This window comes from Paraburkholderia sp. PGU19 (assembly GCF_013426915.1).
Classification (GTDB): domain Bacteria; phylum Pseudomonadota; class Gammaproteobacteria; order Burkholderiales; family Burkholderiaceae; genus Paraburkholderia.
This window is the reverse complement of sequence record NZ_AP023180.1, coordinates 1,412,794-1,428,324: the sequence shown is the minus strand read 5'-3', so window position 1 is coordinate 1,428,324 and position 15,531 is coordinate 1,412,794. Positions and strand designations below refer to the sequence as shown.

14 protein-coding genes and 1 riboswitch are annotated in these 15,531 nt (G+C 63.6%); of the genes, 10 read left to right on the top strand and 4 right to left on the bottom strand.

Annotation, left to right across the window (positions count from 1 at the left end; genetic code table 11):
• Positions 1–29: 29 nt before the first annotated feature.
• Positions 30–647 (bottom strand): hypothetical protein, encoded by a 618-nt coding sequence (locus tag H1204_RS24045; protein ID WP_243468651.1) that lies wholly within the window; start codon positions 645–647, stop codon positions 30–32.
• Positions 638–784, bottom strand: a complete 147-nt coding sequence (locus H1204_RS24040; RefSeq protein WP_165576551.1) for a hypothetical protein — start codon at positions 782–784, stop codon at positions 638–640. The genes H1204_RS24045 and H1204_RS24040 overlap by 10 nt, the downstream gene beginning before the upstream one ends.
• A gap of 238 nt (positions 785–1,022) precedes the next feature.
• Here H1204_RS24040 and H1204_RS24035 point away from each other — a divergent pair, with 238 nt between their 5' ends.
• From H1204_RS24035 to H1204_RS24025, 3 genes are all read left to right on the top strand, one after another.
• Entirely contained in the window at positions 1,023–1,532 is a 510-nt protein-coding gene (locus tag H1204_RS24035; RefSeq protein ID WP_180731057.1) for a GNAT family N-acetyltransferase, read from the top strand.
• 54 nt (positions 1,533–1,586) lie between these two features.
• Positions 1,587–2,222, top strand: coding sequence for a glutathione transferase (yfcF, locus tag H1204_RS24030; RefSeq protein WP_180731056.1), 636 nt, complete (start codon positions 1,587–1,589; stop codon positions 2,220–2,222).
• A gap of 223 nt (positions 2,223–2,445) precedes the next feature.
• On the top strand, positions 2,446–4,791 hold the full coding sequence (locus tag H1204_RS24025) for a bifunctional diguanylate cyclase/phosphodiesterase (RefSeq protein ID WP_180731055.1): 2,346 nt from the start codon (positions 2,446–2,448) through the stop codon (positions 4,789–4,791).
• An 8-nt stretch (positions 4,792–4,799) separates the two neighbouring features.
• Here H1204_RS24025 and mnmH read toward each other — a convergent pair whose 3' ends face one another.
• The gene (gene mnmH, locus H1204_RS24020) at positions 4,800–5,873 is read right to left on the bottom strand and encodes a tRNA 2-selenouridine(34) synthase MnmH (protein WP_180731054.1); all 1,074 of its coding nucleotides are present in this window, start codon (positions 5,871–5,873) and stop codon (positions 4,800–4,802) included.
• Positions 5,874–6,035: 162 nt separating this feature from the next.
• Here mnmH and H1204_RS24015 point away from each other — a divergent pair, with 162 nt between their 5' ends.
• Positions 6,036–6,641, top strand: coding sequence for a CBS domain-containing protein (locus tag H1204_RS24015; protein ID WP_180731053.1), 606 nt, complete (start codon positions 6,036–6,038; stop codon positions 6,639–6,641).
• 19 nt (positions 6,642–6,660) lie between these two features.
• On the opposite strand, the gene cobA is transcribed toward H1204_RS24015, so the two are convergent.
• Positions 6,661–7,422, bottom strand: coding sequence for a uroporphyrinogen-III C-methyltransferase (gene cobA, locus H1204_RS24010; RefSeq protein WP_180731052.1), 762 nt, complete (start codon positions 7,420–7,422; stop codon positions 6,661–6,663).
• A gap of 554 nt (positions 7,423–7,976) precedes the next feature.
• Between cobA and H1204_RS24005 the strand changes: the two genes are divergently transcribed.
• The 6 genes from H1204_RS24005 to H1204_RS23980 all read left to right on the top strand — a co-directional run bounded on the left by H1204_RS24005 (position 7,977) and on the right by H1204_RS23980 (position 15,217).
• The gene (locus tag H1204_RS24005; protein WP_180731051.1) at positions 7,977–8,177 is read left to right on the top strand and encodes a hypothetical protein; all 201 of its coding nucleotides are present in this window, start codon (positions 7,977–7,979) and stop codon (positions 8,175–8,177) included.
• Positions 8,178–8,305: 128 nt separating this feature from the next.
• Positions 8,306–9,889, top strand: a complete 1,584-nt coding sequence (locus H1204_RS24000; protein WP_180731050.1) for a class I SAM-dependent methyltransferase — start codon at positions 8,306–8,308, stop codon at positions 9,887–9,889.
• 112 nt (positions 9,890–10,001) lie between these two features.
• The gene (locus tag H1204_RS23995) at positions 10,002–10,892 is read left to right on the top strand and encodes an SMP-30/gluconolactonase/LRE family protein (RefSeq protein ID WP_180731049.1); all 891 of its coding nucleotides are present in this window, start codon (positions 10,002–10,004) and stop codon (positions 10,890–10,892) included.
• A gap of 162 nt (positions 10,893–11,054) precedes the next feature.
• Entirely contained in the window at positions 11,055–12,068 is a 1,014-nt protein-coding gene (locus H1204_RS23990; RefSeq protein ID WP_180733290.1) for a LacI family DNA-binding transcriptional regulator, read from the top strand.
• A gap of 142 nt (positions 12,069–12,210) precedes the next feature.
• The gene (locus tag H1204_RS23985; RefSeq protein WP_180731048.1) at positions 12,211–13,998 is read left to right on the top strand and encodes an IlvD/Edd family dehydratase; all 1,788 of its coding nucleotides are present in this window, start codon (positions 12,211–12,213) and stop codon (positions 13,996–13,998) included.
• A 25-nt stretch (positions 13,999–14,023) separates the two neighbouring features.
• Entirely contained in the window at positions 14,024–15,217 is a 1,194-nt protein-coding gene (locus H1204_RS23980; RefSeq protein ID WP_180731047.1) for a fumarylacetoacetate hydrolase family protein, read from the top strand.
• Positions 15,218–15,392: 175 nt separating this feature from the next.
• Positions 15,393–15,471, top strand: a riboswitch (cyclic di-GMP riboswitch).
• The last annotated feature ends 60 nt before the right edge of the window (positions 15,472–15,531 follow it).

Sequence of the window (15,531 nt, the reverse complement as noted above, 5' to 3'; positions counted from 1 at the left end):
CTTCGCTGTTGCCGCTTTCAGCGCACTCCCTATTGCGACGCGCTGCCGTCGGCGGAAGGCGCTGCAATCATCGCGACGCCGCAGAACCAGCCATCGGACGCAGGCTCACGCGCTTGCCATTGCGCGCGTTTGCCCAGCACGTTGTCGCATTGCACGGGCGGCACGAGGTCTTGCGTCGTGGCTGTGCATTGCTGGACGTCGCGGCTGAATGCTTGCGAATCGAATGCCTTCGGCTTGTCCGCGGGCTTGCTCACGGCAGCCAGATCCGTGTCGACGGGCCGCGGGGCGCGCGGTTCGTCCGGCGAAGGCTTGTGCAACTGCTCGCGAATCTCTTCGATCCGCGTCGAGTACCAGTCGGTCAGGCACGCGACATCCCTGCAGTTTTCTTCGCGCCACGCCCATTTGCTGTCGCTCTCTTTTCTGTACGCGCGACGGTCGGCGGCCTGTCGCTGCGCGAGCTTGAACAGCTTGCCGAGTTCGTCGTCCGCTCTGGACAGGCCATCGTCGTGGCAGATCAGCGTCTCGGCAGGCGAATGCGCCTTCGCGCAATTGAAGCTGGTGGCATGCGCGCTGGTCATCGCAAGCAGGCCGAGCGCGGCTACGGTGTATCGGTTGAGCTTCATCGGAATGTAAATGGCTAGTGACACACGACAACGCATGTGACGGCGCTGATGCCCGCCGCCGCGCCGACCAGGCCGCCGAGCATGAAGGTCTGAAGCGACGTCGCGCATCCTTGCAGACACAGGATGACCGCGAGCAGGATGGAAGCAGTGGTAAAGCGCATTGGCCCCTCGATGCAGATAGTCTCGATCCGCAAGCATAGGTGCCGTATGCGCGCGCATTTAGGCGAGCAACGGGCGATAAAGCCGATTGCTTACGAGAAGTTGCGCACGCGTCAGGATGTGGAAGAGATGGCGCGCCGAGCGAGCGCGAAGCATGCACAAACGTTCAAGACCGCGCGCCGCCGCGCGCGATACGCTGCATTCCGTACGGTAGATCCGGGTACCCAGCGCGAGGGCGACATGATGACTTCCACCACTGCAACCACGTTAACCACGCCTCAGGTGCTTCCCCAGATTCGCGAAGCGGTTTATCCGGGCGATACTGCGCCGCTTGTCGAGATCGTTCGTGAATACGTGAGATGGCTCGATATGGATCTGTCGTATCGCGGCTTCGAAGAAGAGATGCAGTCGTTCGAGCAAACCTATACGTTGCCTTCAGGCATGTTCCTGATTGCGGAAACTACGGCGGAGATAGCGGGCTGCGTGGGGCTGTTGCGCCATTCGAATGAGGTCGCCGACGTGAAGCGGCTTTACGTGCGCCCGGCATACCGTGGGCTTGCGCTTGGAGAGACGCTCATGCATGTGTTGATCGACAAGGCGAAGTCGCTGGGCTACGCAAAGCTCGTGTTAGATTCCGTACCTCAAACGGCTTTCGCGCAACGACTCTATGAGCGTTTGGGTTTTACCGAAACGTCTCCGTATTATGCGAATCCCGTTCCCGGTACGCGCTTTCTCGAACTCGTGCTCTGAGGCGCAAGAGGGCGCGCGCCACGAACGTTCATCACGCACGCTTGCAAGGAGCGTATGTCGTCGGCCAATTCACTGATTCTTTACGTGGACGCACAATTTGCGAGTCCCTATGCGATGTCGGTTTTCGTCGCGCTTCACGAAAAGCATTTGACATTCGACATGCGCACCGTCGATCTGGGCCGTCATGCGAACAACGAGCCGGACTACGCCGCGACTTCCGTCACGCAGCGTGTGCCGACGCTGGTTCACGATGGGTTTGCGGTGTCGGAGTCGTCGGCGATCACCGAGTACATCGACGACGCTTTCGAAGGCACGCCGCTTTATCCGGCGGATAGAAAACAGCGCGCGCGGGCGCGCCAGATTCAGGCGTGGTTGCGCAGCGACCTGATGCCGATTCGCAGCGAGCGCCCGACCGAAGTCGTGTTTTATGGCGCGCAAGGCGGGGTGCTCTCTGCCACCGCGCGCAAGGCGGCCGACAAGCTCTTCGCGGCTTGCGATGCATGGCTCGCGCCAGGCGCACAGTCTCTGTTCGATGAGTGGTGCATTGCCGATGTCGACCTCGCGCTGATGCTCAACCGCCTCGTGCTGAACGGCGACGACGTGCCGAAGCATCTCGCCGAGTACGCGCGGCATCAATGGCAAAGGCCGTCCGTGCAACGCTGGGTCCAGTTGCAGCGGCCGCCACTTTAACGCATGCGTTGCGATATCTTTCCCATATAAAGGGAATAGACGGTTGCATTCGCAACATAAATTGCATCGAATGCAAGCTGCCCGCACCGCAAACGTCAAATGTCAAACAAAACGGGGCGGCTGGCATTGACTGCCTGTCTGTGCGAATTGATATGAAGTATTAACCTCAGGCGTTTGCTGCCGTTATACATCGGCAGAGTGACCGAACTGGCCTGAGTGAATAATGCTTTTCTCCTCGACGGAACAGACGTCCGACGCCGGATTTAGAAGCCGGTTTCACCGACGTTCGCTGGAACATCAGCGACCCCTTTCGACCGTGACGATGGCGTTTACCGTCGTCGCGTTCATCGCCTTCGCTTGCGCGCGCAGCCTCGTCACGGGACCGGCTGTGCCGCTCGTATGGCGGCTCGCGTGCGCGATCCTGCTCGCGCTGCTGGTCGCCGCGATTCCGCGCACTAAGAGCACCTGGATATTCGGCGGCATCGGCGTCGCGTACACGCTCGTCCTGCTGGTGGGGATCGCGTTGAATGTGATCGGGCTCGACGAGCCGCTGTTATGGGCGCTGCCGGCGATCGTGGTGATCTCCGTCTGCGCCGCGCCGCTGTGGCTCACGCCCGCGCACTTCTGGATCGGCACCGCGCTGTTCTACGCAGCGGGCACGCCGCTGCTGCTGAGCCTGCCGGACCCGCGCGGCGACGTCAGCGTCGTGTGCTGGATGTGGATCCTGATCGCGGTGCCGACCTCGGCCGTGTTTCACCTCGGCTTCTACTGGTTCCGGCGCAATCACTTTTTGCTCGAAGACCGGCTCGCGCGCCTCGCCGCCACCGATCCGCTGACAGGCTTGCAAAACCGCCGCGCGTTTCTGGAGCAGGCGGCGTTGCGTCTGTCGAAGCTGGACAGCGGCGCGAAGGTCAGCGCGATCTTTCTCGACATCGACTACTTCAAGTCGCTTAATGACCAGTTCGGCCATGCTGTCGGCGATCAGGCGCTGTCGGACGTGGCGCGCGTGCTGAAGGAGCTGACGGCAGCGGCCGATATCGTGAGCCGCATCGGCGGCGAAGAGTTCGCGCTGTTGCATGACGCGGCGTTGCGTCCCGCCGCGCAACTGGCCGAAACGCTGCGCGCGGCGATCGGGCGCATCGCGCGTCCCGATGGCCAGTTGAGCGCGAGCTTCGGCGTCGCGGAATACCGGCCAGGCGAAAGCGTAATGGCGCTGCTCGACCGCGCGGACGAGGCGCTGCTGCGCGCGAAGTATTCGGGGCGTAACCGCGTGTGCGCGGAACGCGCGACCCTCGTCGACCCGGTGCGCCTGACATGGACGCACGTCCGCGCGGGCGACGGCACGGCGTCGCAGCCGATCCGCCAGCAATGGGACGACTTCTGGCTGACCTCGCATTTTCAGCCGCTCTACAGCCTGTCGCACCAGAAGCAGGTCGGCTTCGAAGCCTTGTTGCGCGGCGAGCGCGTGGATGGCGCGCAGGTGCCGCCCGTCGAGCTGTTTTCCCCCAAGCCATTCACCGATCAGGGCGAGCTGGACCGCACCAGCCACGCGCTGCATCTGAGCAATGCGCGCCGCCTGATACCGGACGACGCGTGGGTCTTCCTCAACATCCTGCCCGCGACCTTCGTCGCCGACGGCTATCCCGACCAGCTCGCGGAGATCGCGCACTCAGCGGGCATTCCGCCCGGGCGCGTGGTGCTCGAACTGCTGGAGTCGCACGGCGGCAGCGTGGACGATATGTCGCGGGCGGCGGGCCAATATCGCGATCACGGCTTCCTGATTGCAGTCGACGATTTCGGCGCCGGCCATTCGAACCTCGACCGGCTGCTGCGCATCCGGCCCGATCTCGTGAAGCTCGACGGCGAACTGATCCGCGCGACGAGCCCCGGCGCGGATCAGCCGATCCTGCCGAAGCTCGTGTCGCTGCTGCATCAGGCGGGCATGCTCGTGGTCGTCGAAGGCGTCGAGACCACGGAGCAACTGATTCTCGCCGTCGAATCGAATGTCGACTTCGCGCAGGGCTATCTGCTCGGCCGTCCGGCACCGACCGTCACGCCGCCCGATGCCGTGCACCGGCGCATCGACCATGCGTTCGACGTGATCGCCGAAGGGCGCGCGCATCAGCATGCGTTGTTCGAATCGGAAGTGCGGCCGTACCGGCAGGCGCTCGACACGGGCGTCGATGCGTGGCTCAAGGGCGTGTCGCTCAACGACGCGTTCTACGATCTCGCGCAAATGGAACTGTGCATCAGCTGCTTCGTACTCGACGACACGGGCCGGCAAATCGGACATGAAGTGTCGGGCAAGGCGTCTGTCATCGACGGCGGTTCGCTGCATCCCGTCGCGAATCCACGCGATGCGCGCTGGGACCACCGGCCGTATTTCCGCAATGCCGTGCTTCGGCCGGGCGTGCCCATCACGAGCAGCCCGTATCTGTCGCTGGCGAGCGGCAGGCCGTGCATTGCGGTGACGGTCGCGTTGCAGTCGGCTGTGGGACGTTGCGTGGTCGGCGCGGAGCTGGATTGGTCGCTGCAGCGTCTGCCGTGGCCGACGGCCGAGCATTGGTGATGCGCGGCTTATCGGAAGGCCGGTTCGTCGCTCGATGAATGCAGTTGCGCGAGCAGCGCGCAAGCCTGCTCGTGGAGATCGGCAGCCGTGGGACGAAGCGCGAAACGTGTCGACTCGGGCAGCCGCGCAAAGTGCTTGCCTGTGCTGCGCGCATACGCGGGGTCGTAATGCAGATCGATCAACTGCTCGAATAGCTCGACACGGCGGTCTTCGTCGATCATGTTGTGCCATTCACCGATTCGCGCTCGTCCATGCAATTCGACGAGCCGCGCGAGTTGCGACTTGAAGAGGCCGCGGTCGTCGAACAGGTGCGCGTAGTCCTGCAGCAGCAGGCGGATGCGCTCGTCGCGCTCCGTGACCACCGCGACGCACGAGCCGCGACGAATCTGTTCCGTCAACGAAGCGGGCAACGAAATGGACCCGATACGGCGGCTTTCCGCTTCGACGAACACGGGCTGGTTCGCGTCGAACCCATGCAAGGTGCCGACGAGTGCGGTATCGAACGCTTTCTGCGAGGGTTGCGGCTCGTTGGGCAGCATGCCGAGTATCGAGCCACGATGCGCGGCCAGTGCTTCGAGGTCGAGGGTCTGCGCGTCGGCCCCTGCAAGCGCGTTCAGCAGACGCGTCTTGCCGCTGCCCGTGTGGCCCGCGAGCACGATGTACCGAAATTGCCGTGGCAGCGTGTCGAGCAGTGCGACGACGTTGCGGCGGTAGGTCTTGTAGCCGCCGTCCAGTTGCCGCGCGCGCCAGCCGATCAGATTGAACCACGTCGCCATCGACCCGGAACGCTTGCCGCCGCGCCAGCAGTAAATCAGCGGACGCCAGTTGCGCGGACGGTCGGCGAAGGTCGTCTCCAGATGCGCGGCGATGTTGCGCGACACCATTGCGGCACCTTGCCGCGTCGCCTCGAACGGCGACACCTGCGCGTACATCGTGCCGATGATCACGCGCTCCTCGTTGGACAGCACGGGCGCGTTGATCGCGCCGGGAATGTGGTCCTCGGCGAATTCGAGCGGCGTGCGGACGTCGACGATTTCATCGAAGTCCGCGATCTGGTCAAGCGGGACGAGAAGCGAGTTCAAGGACTGAAGCCAAAGGCCGCCGCGGCGCGGCGTATCGATGAATTATCGCATGCCGGGCTGTTTCTCCCGTTCGCGCCCGCGAGCGGCGCGCGCGTGCAAATATCTCACGTTATGATGTAAAGTGACGGAAAGCGATGTAAGCTGACGGTGTGGAGGCGCAACATGTCGATTTCGTCGGTATTGCACTGGTGTTTCGGAACCCAGCGGCATCATATGGGACTCGACCACGGCAACGGGGAATCGGGCGACGGCGAGCGGCGTTCGCCGGAGCGGCAGGACGAACGGCAGGTGCTGCTCGACGAACTGCGTCGGCAGGCGTATCTGCGCGATCTGCTGCGGCTCACGTGCGCGGATGTGATGCGCAAACCGCCCGTCACGGTGTCCGTCAATGAAACCATCGGCGGCGCGCTGGCGACGCTGGACGCGCACCACATCAAGCTGCTGCCCGTCGTCGATGCGGAAGGGCGCCTCAAAGGCGTCGTCACGCACGTCGATCTGCAGCCGCTGGACGAAGTGCTGCCTTTTCTCAAGCTCGCTTCCGACACCGTCGCACCCGAGAGCGAACGGCGCGAATGGCCTGTCACGACGGTGATGTCGAGCCACGCGCAGTACGTCGACGCGACGGCGCCGCTCACGGAAGTCATCCCGCTCTTCACGAAGAACGGCCATCATCATCTGCCTGTTGCGGATGAGGATGGGCGCGTCGTCGGCATGCTGACTCAGGCCGATATCATGAAGATCATGTACGGCCATCCGGGCGGCGTGTAAGCGCGCCGTCTGTTGGACGTCACGCGCTCAGCCGGCGCAGCGGTTCGCCGCGCGCGGCCAGTTCCGCCATCGCCTCGCCGATCGCGCCACCAATCAGGATCACAGCCGGACTGGCAATCTGTTGCGCCGCCGCGCTCGCCGCGATTTCGCCGAGCGGTGCGCAAACCCGCTTCTCGCGCGCTGTGCCTGCCCACTGCACGACGGCAGCGGGCGTATCGGGGGCTAGCGTCTCGCTCAATGCCTCTGTGATGCTGTCGATGCGGCTCGCGCCCATGTAGATCGCGAGCGTCATGCCCGTCGCCGCGAGCATCGCCCAGTCGGGCTCGGTGCCGTCGCGCAGATGCGCCGTCACGAAGATCACGCCCTGGCAGTGATCGCGGTGCGTCAGCGACACGCCGATCGAGGCCGCTGCCGCGAAGCCCGACGAGATGCCGTTGACGATCTCGACGTCGATCCCTGCGCGCCGCAGGTCCGCGATCTCTTCGCCGGCGCGGCCGAACAGCAGCGCGTCGCCGCCCTTGATGCGTACCACGTGCTTGCCTTGCAGCGCATAGCGGCGCATCAGGCGTTGAATGAACGCTTGCGGCGTGGACTTGCAGCCGCCGCGTTTGCCGACCTTGACGACGCGGGCATGCGGCGCTTTCAGCGTCGCGATCTCGTCGTTCACGAGGTCGTCGATCAACAGCACGTCGGCGGCAGCGATCGCCTTGGCCGCCCTGAAGGTCAGCAGATCGAGGTCGCCGGGTCCTGCGCTGACGAGTGTGACTTTGCCCGTGTTCATTCTGTTCTCCATCGCGTGATCGTCGATCTTTGGCCGCCAATGCAAAACGGCGTCCCGTCCGTGCATGCACGAAGGGGACGCCGCTGTCCTGTGTGATCCTGCTGTCAAGCAATTCGATGCCGGCGCCTTTGCCGGTGTAGCAGTTATTGCAAGAACGAGGCCAGTGTTCGCATTCCCAGCTTCCCTACGGATATGAGGCCGGGCAGGCTGCGCGGGCGAGAGCGGGCGCGCACCCGCGCAGTGCTGCGACGCACCACGAACGTGCCGTGAGGCATCACGATGAATCGCTGCTCGTCGCTCCGCTGAACATGGCAAACATCGTCTGGCGCTTGCCCCGCATCGCGACGGCAATGCTCGCACGTGCATGGCACACAGCTTGCGTCATCAAACTGCCGCGGTGTCGACGACGACCCGCGTCGCATCGATTTTTTCAGGCTTCGAATTGGACAACGGCGTCCCTTCTATCCGGTTTTCGCACCGGACGGTCGGGACGCCGTTTGCATTTAATCGCGCGCGTTCTTCGCGTCGCATTGCCCGAGACATCTGGAGACAAAATGAAGCAGCGCATCTCGACGTTGATCGAATTCTTCGCCGGAGTAACGGTGTCAATGGTCTCGCTTGCGACGGACGACGAAGCGCGGCAGCGGCAGGGTGCCTGCATTCGTCCCGAACGGCTCAGAGGGCGTCGCGGATCGCGTGCGCGGATGCCCCGCGCCATGGCGCACAGGCAGACAGCGACGGCAAGTTGCGGCTGATAGACCCGCCGGTCGCTGGGACTGATCTCTGACCCGGAATGGACGTTGACACAAATCGACATTTCGAATTCGCGCTGTGAATACATTGTGTTTTTTTGCAATCCAGGAACATCTTCGGATCACACACAATGGACACCACACAGCACACGAACGAGATCGAGCAGGACTACGACGATAACCCTTACTACTCATTCTCCTATGAGCAGTCCGCGCCGGAACACCTTGCGGCCGTCGCGCATGTGTTCGGGCTGCTCGCGCCCGATGTGAGCAAGGCGCGCGTGCTCGAACTGGGTTGCGCGGCAGGCAGGAATCTCATTCCGTTCGCCGTGCGCAATCCCGGCGCGCGTGTGATCGGCGTCGATCTCTCCGGCGTGCAGGTCAAGGAAGGGCGCCAAAACATCAAACGGTTGAAGCTGAAGAACGTCGAGTTGCGACAGCAGGATCTCGCGACGCTGGGCGAGGTGGACGGGAAGTTCGACTACATCATCTGTCACGGCGTGTACAGCTGGGTGCCGCAAGCCGTGCAGCAGGCTATCTTGCGCATCTGTAGCGAGAACCTGTCGGCGGACGGCATTGCTTACGTCGGCTACAAGACGTATCCGGGATGGAAGTCGCGCGAGATCGTGCGCGATGCGATGCTGTTGCGCGCCGGCGAACTGAAACGCGCTGGCGAACGTCTCGCACATGGACGCGGCATGATCGATTTTCTGCGCGAGTATGCGAGGAAGGACAGCGTGGTGGCGCGTGCGGTCGAGCAGGATCACGAGATGATCAACAACAACGACGCGGGCTTCTCCGCCTATGTGAATCACGACTATCTGGCGTTGTCGAACGCGCCGTGTTACTTCCAGGACTTCACGAAACGGATCGGCGAACACGGGCTCGCGTATCTCGCCGATGCGAACCTGCCTTCGATGTTCGCGTCCAACTACGGCGATGAGATTGGGCGGCTGCTGCTGGCGGAATGCGGTCACAGCCAGGTGCTGACCGAACAGTATCTGGACTTCGTGAGCGACCGGGCGTTCCGGACTTCGCTGATCGTGCATCAGGAACGCGCGGGCGGCATCCAGTATCGCGTCGAACATGAGCGTCTGCGCACGTTACATCTCGCGGCGTCGTTGAAGTGCGCGGACGGCCACGTCCGCATGGACGATTCTCCGCAGCGTTTCGACGCGGAGAACGACCGCTCGATCATATTGAACCACGCCATCGACAAGGCGGCCGCGATCGAACTCGAACGGGCGTGGCCATTCACGATGAGCTTCGACGCGTTGAAACGCAATGTGCAGACACATCTGGGCAACGATGCAGCGCTGCCCGATAGCGACATCGAAGCGCGGCTCGGCGTGCTCTTCAACGCAATCGTCGTCAGAGGGCTGGGCCGTTTCCGGCTTCATCCGTTGACGCGAAGCGCAGGCAATGCGCGTCTGCATGCCGCCGTGCGCAACTATCCCGCAGGGCTTCCGCGAGGGCAAATGGCGCACACGTTCAATCCCTGGCATCAACCCGTCCAGATGGATGCGGTTACGCAGTTGCTGTTGCCTCATATCGATGGCAGCCGCAACGAGGCGGACCTGCTTGGAATACTGTCGAAAGCGGTCGAGGAGGGCGCGTTGACCGTTTCGCATCCGGCGGGTGAAAGCGGTGAGGCGGGCGAACGTATCGTGCTGGCGCGCGAACTGGAGCGCGCGCTGAAGCTACTGTGCGCGTGAGCGCCGGCATCGTCGGACTCGAAACACGCGGGAATGTCTGCTACTGTTGACTGATTCGCCGACGCGTCGTGTCCCGCGCGCGGCCCATCGTTTTTCGCAGAGGATCGTCATCATGCAGACATTGGAATGTGTGTTGCCCGCCGCCGCCGCGCTCGGCGAATGTCCGCGCTGGGACGAGCGCCGCGCGAAGCTGTGGTGGGTCGATATCAACGCGCCCGCGCTGAACTGTTTCGATCCGAAGACGGGCGAGAACATCGCGATTCCGATGCCTGAGAACATTGGCTGCTTCTCGCTGACCGAGGACGATGGTTTCATCGCGGGCATGCGCACAGGCATCTTTTTGCTCGATGCGAAAGGACAGGTTGTGCGCAAGCTATGCGCGAACGCCGAGAACCCCGCGACGAGCCGCTTCAACGACGGCCGTTGCGACGCGCGCGGACGCTTCTGGCTCGGCACGCTCGACGAGCCGAAGGCGGGCGATGCGGCGGCGCTGTATCGCTACGCGAACGGCGCCTTGACGAAGATCGACGCAGGCCTGCTCACGTCGAATGGCATGGGGTTCAGCCCTGACTATCGCTGGTGTTATCACTCGGATACGCCGCGCTTCACGATCTACCGTCATCCGTACGACATCGACAGCGGCGAGGTCGGGCCGCGCGAGGACTGGGTGAAGTTCCAGCCGACGCCGACGGATCGCGGGCGTCCCGATGGCGCGTCGGTGGATAGCGAAGGCTACTACTGGTCGGCGTTGTATGAGGGCGGGCGCGTCGTGCGCATTTCGCCCGAGGGCAAGGTGGTCGAAGAACATCCGCTGCCTGCGCGCTGCCCGACGATGTGCACGTTCGGCGGCGACGATCTGCGTACGCTCTACGTGACGACGGCGCGTGGCGGGCGTCCCGCGGAAGAGATCGAAAAATTTCCGCAATCGGGCGGAGTATTCGCGATGCGCGTATCGGTGCCGGGTCTGATCGAGAAGCGCAGCGCGCTACGCGTGACGGAGTAAGCGCGCGGCGTTGCATCCGTCGCGGATGAGTGGGGCGTACGGCGCTGCCGTTATCATATGCGCCTGTCCACGAACGCGACCGCACCCATCAGCATGTCGAGCACCCCACGCATCACCAGGCGCGTCTCCGCAACACGCAGCACGCTCGCGGGACCGCCGCGCATGTCCGATGTCGCGGCGCTGGCGGGCGTATCGAAGATGACCGTGTCGCGCGTGCTGGCCGGCCGCGGCGTCGCGCCCGCGACACGCGAGCGCGTACAGCTTGCGATCGACGAACTCGGCTACGTCGCGGACGCGGCGGCAGGCGCGCTGTCGTCAGGGCGCTCCGCGTTCGCGGCAGTGCTCGTGCCGTCGCTCGCCAGTTCCAACTTTTCCGACACCGTGCGCGGACTGACGGCCGCGCTCGAACCGCACGGCCTGCAACTGCTGATCGGCGACACCGACTACGACCTCGAACGCGAAGAGCGGCTCGTGCGTTCGATGCTGCGGCATCAGCCGCGCTGCATCGCGTTGACGGGCGCGCAGCACACGCCCGCGACGCGCGAACTGCTGGTGCGCTCGGGCGTGCCCGTCGTCGAGATGTGGGACTTGCCCGCGACGCCGATCGACGCGGCCGTAGGTTTCTCCAACGCAAAAGCGGCACGCGAAATGGTGCGCTATCTGGCCGGGCGCGGCTATCGGCGGATCGGCTTTCTGGGCGGCGCGAGCGAACTCGACCGACGCGGCATGGAACGGCTGAAGGGCTATCTGCAGGAAGTGAAGGCGCAGGGTATGGGCGAGCCGCGCGTCGTACGATTGGGCGAGTCGCCCATCACGATGAGCCACGGCGCGCCCGCGCTCGAAGCGCTGTTGCAGCAATGGCCCGACACGGATGCCGTCATGTGCGTGAGCGACATGTCCGCGTTTGGCGCGATCATGCAGTGCCACCGGCGCGGCCTGTCGGTGCCCGGCGATATCGCAATTGCGGGCTTCGGCAACTTCGAAATGGCCGCGTGCTGCTCGCCCACCATCACGACAGTTTCCGTCGACGCTTACGGCATCGGCACGCGCACGGGCGAAACGCTGCTGGCCGCGCTTGCCGAAAACGACGGTGCGGCGCGTCATGCATCGGCTCGCGCGTCGACGCGCAAAAGCGTGAAAATCGACTACGCGGTGATCGCGCGCGAAAGCGCCTGACCCGCGTCATCGCGGCCTTTCGTGTCGCGCGTAGGCCGTGCTACCATGGTCTGATGTTACCGATAACGTGCCGTACGTGATGCGCTCTTGACGCGCGACGCGAGCGAAGCAACGACGGCACAAGCAAAGATGGAGACACGAGATGACAGAGAACACGCAAGCACGTCGTCTGCGCAGCCAGGAATGGTTCGACGATCCTTCGCACGCGGACATGACCGCGCTCTATGTCGAGCGCTTCATGAATTACGGTCTCACGCGCGAAGAGCTACAGTCGGGCCGGCCGATCATCGGCATCGCGCAGACGGGCAGCGATCTCGCGCCCTGCAATCGTCACCACATCGAACTGGCCGCGCGCACGAAGGCGGGCATCCGCGACGCGGGCGGCATTCCGATGGAATTTCCCGTGCATCCGCTTGCCGAACAGAGCCGCCGCCCGACGGCCGCGCTCGACCGCAATCTCGCGTATCTCGGCCTCGTTGAAATCCTGCATGGTTTTCCGCTCGACGGCGTGGTGCTCACCACGGGCTGCGACAAGACCACGCCCGCGTGCCTGATGGCGGCCGCGACCGTCGACATGCCCGCTATCGTGCTGTCGGGTGGCCCGATGCTCGACGGCTGGCATCAAGGCAAGCGCGTCGGTTCCGGCACCGTGATCTGGCACGCGCGCAATCTGCTCGCGGCGGGCGAGATCGACTATGAAGGCTTCATGGAACTGACGACGGCCTCGTCGCCTTCCATCGGACACTGCAACACGATGGGCACGGCGCTGTCGATGAACAGTCTCGCGGAAGCGCTCGGCATGTCGCTGCCCGGCTGCGCGAGCATTCCCGCTGCATACCGCGAGCGAGGACAGATGGCGTATGCGACGGGCAAGCGGATCGTCGAGATGGTTCGCGAAGATCTGAAGCCCTCGCGCATCATGACGAAAGAGGCGTTCGAGAACGCGATCGTCGTGGCATCCGCGCTGGGCGCGTCGAGCAATTGCCCGCCGCATCTGATCGCGATTGCGCGGCATATGGGCGTCGAATTGAGTCTCGCGGACTGGCAGCGTGTCGGCGAACAGGTGCCGTTGCTCGTCAATTGCATGCCTGCGGGCGAGTATCTCGGCGAGAGCTTTCATCGTGCGGGCGGCGTGCCTGCCGTCATGCACGAACTGAACGAAGCGGGCCTTATACACGAATCGTGCATGACGGTATCGGGCCGCAGCATCGGCGATATCGCAGCGCGTTCGGTGACAGGCGATCGCGACGTGATTCGCACCACCGCCGAGCCGCTCAAACATGGCGCGGGCTTTATCGTGCTGTCGGGCAACTTCTTCGATAGCGCGATCATGAAGATGTCGGTGGTCGGCGAGGCGTTTCGGCAAACCTATCTGAGCGAGCCGGGCCACGAGAATACGTTCGAAACACGCGCGATCGTGTTCGACGGTCCCGAGGACTATCACGCGTGCATCAACGACCCGTCGCTCGAAATCGATGAGCACTGCATGCTCGTCATTCGCGGCGCGGGCACAGTCGGTTATCCGGGCAGCGCGGAAGTGGTCAACATGGCGCCGCCTGCGGAACTCGTGCGCCAGGGCATCACGTCACTGCCGTGCATGGGCGACGGACGGCAGAGCGGCACGTCGGCGAGTCCATCTATTCTCAACATGTCGCCGGAAGCGGCCGTCGGCGGCGGCCTCGCGCTATTGCGCACGAACGACCGCATTCGCGTCGATCTCAACGCGCGCAGCGTGCAGTTGCTCGTCGATGAAGACGAGTTGGCGCGCCGCCGCGCAAGCATGAAGTTCGACATTCCACCTGCGCAAACGCCGTGGCAGGCGTTGTATCGTCAGACGGTCGGGCAGCTTTCGACAGGTGGCTGCCTCGAGCCCGCGACGCTCTATCTGAAAGTGATCGCCGAGCGCGGGAACCCGCGGCATTCGCATTGACCAACAATGATTGGAGACTCGCTTCATGACTGCATCGAACGAAACGAACTATCTTCCCGACGACCTCGACCGCGCGCTGCTGATTGGTCGCGTGTGGCGCAAGACGGATCGCCATGAAGGGCCGAGCGTCGTGGCCGTGCGCAATGGCGACGTGTTCGACATCACGTCGAGCGCGCCGACCACGGCCGATCTGTTCGAACGCGACGATGCCGTCGAGATCGCACGCAACGCGCCCGGCGAGCGGCTCGGCAGCGCCGCCGATCTGATCGCCGCGAGTCTCGCGAACGACGCGTCGGCGAACCTGCAACTGCTCGCGCCCTGCGACGTGCAGCCGATCAAGGCATGTGGCGTCACGTTCGCCGTGAGCCTGATCGAGCGCGTGATCGAAGAGCAGGCGGGCGGCGATCCGGCGAAGGCCGAAGAAGTGCGGCAGACGATCGCAACGTTGATCGGCACCGACCTGTCGAAGATCAAGCCCGGCTCGGAGGCGGCGGCGCGTCTGAAGGCGGAGCTCGAACGTCGCGGCGCGTGGTCGCAATACATGGAGGTTGGCATCGGCCCGGACGCGGAAGTGTTTTCGAAGTCGCAGCCGATGTCGTCCGTGGGCTTCGGCGCGGATGTCGGTCTGCTCGCGGCATCGAAATGGAACAACCCCGAGCCGGAAATCGTGCTGGCCGTCAACAGCAAGGCCGTGATCGTCGGTGCGACGCTCGGCAACGATGTGAACCTGCGCGATATCGAAGGGCGCTCGGCATTGCTGCTCGGCAAGTGCAAGGACAACAACGGCTCGTGTTCGATCGGGCCGTTCATACGGCTCTTCGACGGCGACTTCACGCTGGATACCGTACGGCGCACGAGCGTGTCGCTGCGCGTGGAAGGCATCGACGATGGCTTTCTGCTCGAAGGCGTGAGCCATATGTCGGAGATCAGCCGCGATCCCGCCGATCTCGTCGCGCAGACTTGCGGCAAGCATCATCAGTATCCGGATGGCTTCATGCTGTTCCTCGGCACGATGTTTTCGCCGATCAAGGACCGCGACGCGAAAGGCGGCGGCTTCACGCATCACCTCGGCGATATCGTGACGATCTCGACGCCGCAACTCGGCGCGTTGCGCAACACGGTGCAACTGTGCACGGAGATCACGCCGTGGACCTTCGGCGTGCGTGCGCTGTACGCAAATCTCGCGGCGCGCGGACTTCTCGGGTCGAGCGTGCAATAATTTTTTTCACGGGCACGGTGCCGTGAACAGGGGAAAGGCAACGTTTGCGAATCGCGTTATTGCAACTCGCAAACGTTAAAACGATCAGGATCACAAAATCATCGAATATCTCTGCATTCTTTCCCCATTAAAAATTCCGCATTAAAGCCTAAAGAAGGGCCACTGGGCGTCGATATACACGTAAAGGCAAAACCGGAGCGATCCGGCGACGCAAAGCTATAGGGACTCCGTGCAGGAGTCAGCCAGTTGCCCTCTGCATCCGCAGCGGGCCAAGCGATGGACGGTGATAAAGACCGTCGTCAGGAGGCATTGAG

What these genes read in the sequence shown, in the direction of transcription:
- H1204_RS23985 (WP_180731048.1), top strand. Translation starts at nt 12,211, where the DNA reads ATGACAGAGAACACGCAAGCACGTCGTCTGCGCAGCCAGGAATGGTTC.
- cobA (WP_180731052.1), bottom strand. Translation starts at nt 7,422, where the DNA reads ATGAACACGGGCAAAGTCACACTCGTCAGCGCAGGACCCGGCGACCTC.
- H1204_RS24005 (WP_180731051.1), top strand. Translation starts at nt 7,977, where the DNA reads ATGAAGCAGCGCATCTCGACGTTGATCGAATTCTTCGCCGGAGTAACG.
- H1204_RS24000 (WP_180731050.1), top strand. Translation starts at nt 8,306, where the DNA reads ATGGACACCACACAGCACACGAACGAGATCGAGCAGGACTACGACGAT.
- H1204_RS24040 (WP_165576551.1), bottom strand. Translation starts at nt 784, where the DNA reads ATGCGCTTTACCACTGCTTCCATCCTGCTCGCGGTCATCCTGTGTCTG.
- H1204_RS23995 (WP_180731049.1), top strand. Translation starts at nt 10,002, where the DNA reads ATGCAGACATTGGAATGTGTGTTGCCCGCCGCCGCCGCGCTCGGCGAA.
- yfcF (WP_180731056.1), top strand. Translation starts at nt 1,587, where the DNA reads ATGTCGTCGGCCAATTCACTGATTCTTTACGTGGACGCACAATTTGCG.
- H1204_RS24015 (WP_180731053.1), top strand. Translation starts at nt 6,036, where the DNA reads ATGTCGATTTCGTCGGTATTGCACTGGTGTTTCGGAACCCAGCGGCAT.
- H1204_RS23990 (WP_180733290.1), top strand. Translation starts at nt 11,055, where the DNA reads ATGTCCGATGTCGCGGCGCTGGCGGGCGTATCGAAGATGACCGTGTCG.
- H1204_RS24025 (WP_180731055.1), top strand. Translation starts at nt 2,446, where the DNA reads ATGCTTTTCTCCTCGACGGAACAGACGTCCGACGCCGGATTTAGAAGC.
- H1204_RS23980 (WP_180731047.1), top strand. Translation starts at nt 14,024, where the DNA reads ATGACTGCATCGAACGAAACGAACTATCTTCCCGACGACCTCGACCGC.
- H1204_RS24035 (WP_180731057.1), top strand. Translation starts at nt 1,023, where the DNA reads ATGATGACTTCCACCACTGCAACCACGTTAACCACGCCTCAGGTGCTT.